We start from the raw sequence: 5,283 nt of genomic DNA on the forward strand, positions 1-5,283 counted from the left end.
GGGCGCGGGGTGGGGGCCCCGGGCGGACGAGGTCCGCGATGCGGTGACGGTCACGAGGTGCTACTTGCTCGAGACCAGGGTGTTGATCTTGTCTGCCGCGCCGCCCAGGGTGGAGGCGATGTCGCCCTGGCCGAAGATGACCGACTTGGAGTAGGCATCCCGGAAGGTCTGCCATACCTCGACCGAGTTGGACACGTTCGGCACCTCGACGGTGCGTGCGGCCTGGTCGCCGAAGGCGACGTAGGCCGGGTTCGCAGCGAAGTAGTCCGGGTACGTGGTGGTGAGGTCAGAGCGGATCGGCATCTGGCCGGTCAGGCTGAGCAGCTGGCCGTCCTGCGCCTTGCTCGTCGAGAACTTCAGCACATCCCACGCGGTGCCCTGGTTCTTGCACGCGGTGTACATGCCGACGTTCTTCGCGTCACTGAACGTGTAGGTCTTGTCAGCGGAGGTTCCTGCGCTCGTCGGCACTGGAACGGCGCCCCAGTTGACCTTGTCCTTGTACACCGGAACCGCCCACGGTCCCACGATCGACATCGCGGCCTTGCCGTCTGCGAAGGAGTCGCCCTGGTAGAGCTCCTTGTTCGCGAGTCCCTCGGTGTACATGGTCTTCCAGAACTCGGCGACCTTGGCGCCCTCGTCGCCGGTGAACGTCGCCTTGCCGTCTTCGACGAGCTGCTTGCCCCCGGTCTCGGCGGCGTACAGCGGGTAGAAGTCGAACCAGTTCTGGTAGAACTCACTCGTCGGGGAGGGGTAGATCGCGTTCGCCGCGGCCCCGCTGGAGACCAGGGCGCGGGAAGCGGTCAGGAACTCGTCGTACGTGGCAAGCTTCGGGTTCTCCGGGTCGAGCCCGGCCTTGGCGAACATGTCCTTGTTGTAGAAGATCATCACGGGATTGGACTTCCAGGGCATCTGGTAGAACTTGCCGTCGGTGGACTCGTACTGGGCGGCGGTGTCTCCCGAGCGGGCCTTGATGTAGGCGTCGCCGTCGGAGAAGCTGCTCAGGTCGACGAGGCCGCCCTGCTTCTGGAATTGCGGAACCGCAACCGGGGCCGTGTTGTACACGAGGCACGGTGCGTTTCCTGCCGTGATGGCGGCGCCGATGACTTCCTCGCTGCTCTTGCCGGCCGGGATCTCCTGCGCGGTGACGGTTTCGTTCGGGTGGTCGGCGTTCCAGGCGGTCACCATCTGCTTGCCCCAGGCGATCTCCGTCGCGTTGTTCGAGTACCAGATCGTGATCGGGCCGTGGGCAGTCGTGGCCGCTCCCGCCGCGCCGCCGCCTGACGAGCAGGCGCCGAGGGCGAGGATGACGGCGGCCGATGCCGCGGTCGCGGCGAGGACTCGCCGGGTTCGTGCTGTGCTGTGCATGGTTTCTCCATTCATTCCCCGCGGCAGCTCTGCCTCGGGTGTGTTTCGGGTGGTGCTGCATGCAGGGGCAGGGCATGCGGGACGACTGCGTCGGACGCGAGGCCGGTGCAGGAGCGGAAGGTGCGGTGCGTGCGGTAGCGGATCGGAGGGGGGAGTGGGGGTCGTGCGGCAGCTAGGGCCGCAGTGGGGTACCGGCGGAGCCGCGGATGACGAGACGACCGGCCGGAAGATCGACGTCGGGTGCCGTGCCGAGCGCCATGAGGTCGAGAAGGGTTCGGCCGGCGGCCCGGCCCCAGTCGCTCGGGGCGGTGCGCACCGTGGTGAGCGCCGGGAAGACATACCGGGTGAAGTCGATGTCGTCGAAGCCTGTGATCGAGACGTCGTCCGGTACGCGCAGGCCGAGTTCGTGCGCGACACCGAGGCCGGCGATGGCCATCGGGTCGTTGGCGAACACGATCGCCGTGGGCGGCGAGGCCTGGGTCAGGAGCCTGCGGGCGGCATCCGCCCCCGCTGCGACGGAGAAGTCGGTCTCGATGGACTGGCCGGCCGGGAGCCCTGCCTCGCTGAGGGCTTTGTCGAAGGCGGCCCGGCGGCGGCTGCCATGCAGGAGTGCCGGGCTGCCGGCGACGTGGGCGATGCGCCGATGGCCGAGGGAGATGAGGTAGCGCACGGTTTCGGCGACGCCGGGGGTGTCGTCGACCGAGATGCACGGGAAGGGGCTCTGGGTGTCCGGCCGGCCGAGGGTGACGGCGGGAAGGCCGAGTTCCTGCAGCAGCGGGATGCGCGGGTCGTTGTGCCGGAGGTCACTCAGGAAGACACCGTCGACGCGGCCGTCGGAGACGAGTGACCGGTAGGTGCGCATCTCCGTCTTCTCGTCGGGGACGACGCTCAGCACGAGGGCGAGGCCCTGCGGGGCGAGGACGGTCTCGACGCCGGCGATGAACGAGGGGAAGAACGGGTCGGAGCCGAGGACTTCAGGGTCGCGGGCGATCACGAGGCCGAGCGCGAAGGAGCGCCGGGTGGAGAGCGACCTGGCGCGAAGAGAGGGGGTCCAGCCGAGCCGCTCGGCGATCTCGAGGATGCGGACGCGACTTTCGGCGGAGACGCCGGGCCGGTCGTTGAGGGCGAAGGACACGAGGCCCTTGCTGACGCCGGCCTCGCGGGCCACGTCGGCGATGGTCACCTTGGGCTCACTCATCGTGCCTCCTCATCGATAGCACCCGTTCGTGCATCTTCTGAACCGGTTTAGGCAAACCTATACCGGTTTAGTCGCCCGCGTCAACCATCCGTCCGGCACATTCGCGCCGCCCCCTCCGCGAGAGCGGAGTTTTGGCCCTTAAACCCGCGGTTTAAGGGCCTTAAGTGCGCTCTCGCGAGAGGGAGAAGACGCATAATGGGACGGGCACCGGACTTCCCGGCGCGCATCAGCCAGAATGGTCGCTCACGCCTTCCTTCCTCGACTTCCTCGGCACGGCCTCGTTCGATCCGGTCGCCGGCGCGGGCATCCTTGTTGCCGCCGCGCTCTATCTCCTCGGCATCCGCGCCGCCGGCCGCCGGGGGACCGCCTGGCCGCTCCTTCCGACCCTCGGCTTCTTCGTGCTCGGGCTCGGCTCCTGGGCGTGGGTGTCTTTCGGCTTCCTCGGCGCCTGGAGCGTCGACCTGCGCTGGGCGTTCACCACCCGGATCGCGCTCCTGCTCTTCGTGGTCCCGGCGCTGTTGAGCCTCGGTCGACCCGTCGAGCTCGCCCGGGCGGCGCTCGCGGGGCGGGCGCTGCGCGGGGTGAACGCCGTGCTCGGGTCCTGGTTCGTGCGGCTGGTCGGCAACGCCGTCTTCGCCCCACTCTTCGCGATCGCCGCGTTCCTCGTCTTCCTGACCCCGTTCGCCTTCGTGCTGCGGAGCAATCCCGCGGCGGAGGGGAGCCTGACGCTGCTTGTTCCGCTGGTCGGACTGCTGATGGTGCTGCCGATCACCGACCACGCCCTCATCCGCACCAGCCTCTTCATCACCGCCGAGTTCATGCTCGCGTTCGTCGAACTCGTGATGGATGCCATCCCCGGCATCCTGCTGCGTCTCAACGAGACCGTGCTCGACGGGGCCCCCGCGCTGGTCGGGTCGTTCCCGGCCTGGTTCCCTTCGCCGCTCTGGGACCAGCACTTGTCCGGTGACTTCCTCTGGTTCATCGCGGAGGTCGCGGATATCCCGGTGCTGATCATCCTGTTCCTGCGCTGGAACCGCACCGACCGGCACGAGGCTAAGCAACTCGACGAGCTCTCCGACGAGGAGATGGCCGCACTCACGGCCGAGCACTTGCGCCGCGCACCGTGACCCTGCCCTTCCCGACCCTGCCCTGCCGGGCCAGGCGGGGCTAGGGTGACTGCACGATGGATCTCCTCGGTGCCTTCTTCGAGGCCGGCGACTACTCGATAGCGCGGCAGGTTCTGCAGCGCGGAGTGGCAGCGGTTTTCCTCGTGGCGTTCCTGTCCACCGCCAACCAGTTCCCCGCGCTGCTCGGGGATCATGGCCTGCTGCCGGTGCGCGACTGGGTGTCCAGGCTCCGGTTCCGTGACGCTCCGAGCCTGTTCCACTGGCGGTACTCCGACCGGATCCTGCGGGTGCTGGCCTGGGGCGGTGTCCTGCTGGCCGCGACCCTCGTCATCGGCCTGCCGCAACTGGGCCCGCCCTGGCTCCCGATGCTCGCCTTCCTGCTGCTCTGGGCCGGATACCTGTCGATCGTCAACGTGGGGCAGACCTTCTACTCCTTCGGCTGGGAGAGCCTGCTGCTCGAAGCCGGGTTCGTCGTCGCCTTCCTCGGGTCGAACGAGGTGGCCCCTCCGCTCACGATCATGGTCTTCGTGCGTTGGCTCGTCTTCCGACTGGAGTTCGGCGCCGGCATGATCAAGATGCGCGGCGGCCCGGAATGGCGTGACCTGACCGCCCTGACCTACCATCACGAGACGCAGCCGATGCCGAATCCGCTCAGCTCGTTCGTGCACCGGCTGCCGGCCTGGTTCCACCGCGGCGAGGTGCTCGGCAATCACGTCGCGCAACTCGTGGTGCCGTTCTTCCTCTTCGCGCCGCAGCCCGTCGCATCCCTGGCCGCCGCTCTGCTCGCCCTGACCCAGCTGTGGCTCGTGGCCACCGGTAACTTCGCCTGGCTGAACTGGATCACGATCGTGCTTGTCTTCGCCGCCGTCGACGACCGCGCGTTCCGGACGGTTTTCCCGTTCCTCCCCTCCGGCGCGGGCGAGACCTCGGCAGCCCTGCCCGCCTCCCCGCCGTGGTTCGTCGTGCTCGTGCTCGCGGTCACCCTGCTGCTCGTGGTGCTCAGCTTCTGGCCCGCCCGCAACCTCGTCGCCCGCAGGCAGCTGATGAACGCGAGCTTCAACCGGTACCACCTCGTGAACGCCTACGGGGCCTTCGGCACCGTCACGAAGAAGCGCTACGAGATCGTCGTCGAGGGCAGCGCCGCCGAAGACCCCGGCGACGAGACGGCCTGGCGCCCGTACGAATTCCACGGCAAACCGGGCGACCCCGCCCGCCTTCCCCGCCAGTTCGCCCCGTATCACCTACGGCTCGACTGGCTGATGTGGTTCCTCGCCCTGGGCGTGCGCGACACCCGGTGGTTCGAAATGTTCCTGGTGCGCTTGCTCGAGGGCGACCGGCCCACCCTGCGGATGCTGCGGGTCAACCCGTTCCCCGACGCCCCGCCCCGGCATGTGCGCGCCCGGCTGTTCCGCTACCGCTTCGCCACGGGCGCGGAGAAACGCGTGACAGGGGACTGGTGGGTGCGCACTCCGACCGGGTTCTACGTGCACCCGGTCGCCCTCCCGGGAGGCCCCCATGCCTGAGACGGCGCCGTCCCGGCCGCGAGCGTCCGCCGACCCCCTGAGGTGTAGCATATAGAGGTTAGCGCGCCCC

Annotated in this window: 4 protein-coding genes; 2 read left to right on the top strand and 2 right to left on the bottom strand. The window is 68.6% G+C overall.

The genetic code is table 11. The annotated features are described in order from the left end of the window. Positions 1-60: 60 nt before the first annotated feature. The gene (locus QN350_RS18810) at positions 61-1,365 is read right to left on the bottom strand and encodes an extracellular solute-binding protein (RefSeq protein WP_322139650.1); all 1,305 of its coding nucleotides are present in this window, start codon (positions 1,363-1,365) and stop codon (positions 61-63) included. Between the two features lie 172 nt (positions 1,366-1,537). Next, entirely contained in the window at positions 1,538-2,563 is a 1,026-nt protein-coding gene (locus QN350_RS18815; protein WP_322139651.1) for a LacI family DNA-binding transcriptional regulator, read from the bottom strand. 164 nt (positions 2,564-2,727) lie between these two features. On the opposite strand from QN350_RS18815, the gene QN350_RS18820 reads away from it, so the two are divergent. Continuing rightward, positions 2,728-3,690 (top strand): cytochrome c oxidase assembly protein, encoded by a 963-nt coding sequence (locus tag QN350_RS18820; protein ID WP_281534750.1) that lies wholly within the window; start codon positions 2,728-2,730, stop codon positions 3,688-3,690. Positions 3,691-3,746: 56 nt separating this feature from the next. Beyond that, entirely contained in the window at positions 3,747-5,213 is a 1,467-nt protein-coding gene (locus tag QN350_RS18825) for a lipase maturation factor family protein (protein WP_322139652.1), read from the top strand. The last annotated feature ends 70 nt before the right edge of the window (positions 5,214-5,283 follow it).

The organism is Cryobacterium sp. 10I5, assembly GCF_035019865.1.
Classification (GTDB): Bacteria; Actinomycetota; Actinomycetes; order Actinomycetales; family Microbacteriaceae; genus Cryobacterium; species Cryobacterium breve_A.

Excerpts from the sequence above, each read along its gene's own strand:
- QN350_RS18815 (WP_322139651.1), bottom strand. The coding sequence starts at position 2,563 with ATGAGTGAGCCCAAGGTGACCATCGCCGACGTGGCCCGCGAGGCCGGC.
- QN350_RS18825 (WP_322139652.1), top strand. The coding sequence starts at position 3,747 with ATGGATCTCCTCGGTGCCTTCTTCGAGGCCGGCGACTACTCGATAGCG.
- QN350_RS18810 (WP_322139650.1), bottom strand. The coding sequence starts at position 1,365 with ATGCACAGCACAGCACGAACCCGGCGAGTCCTCGCCGCGACCGCGGCA.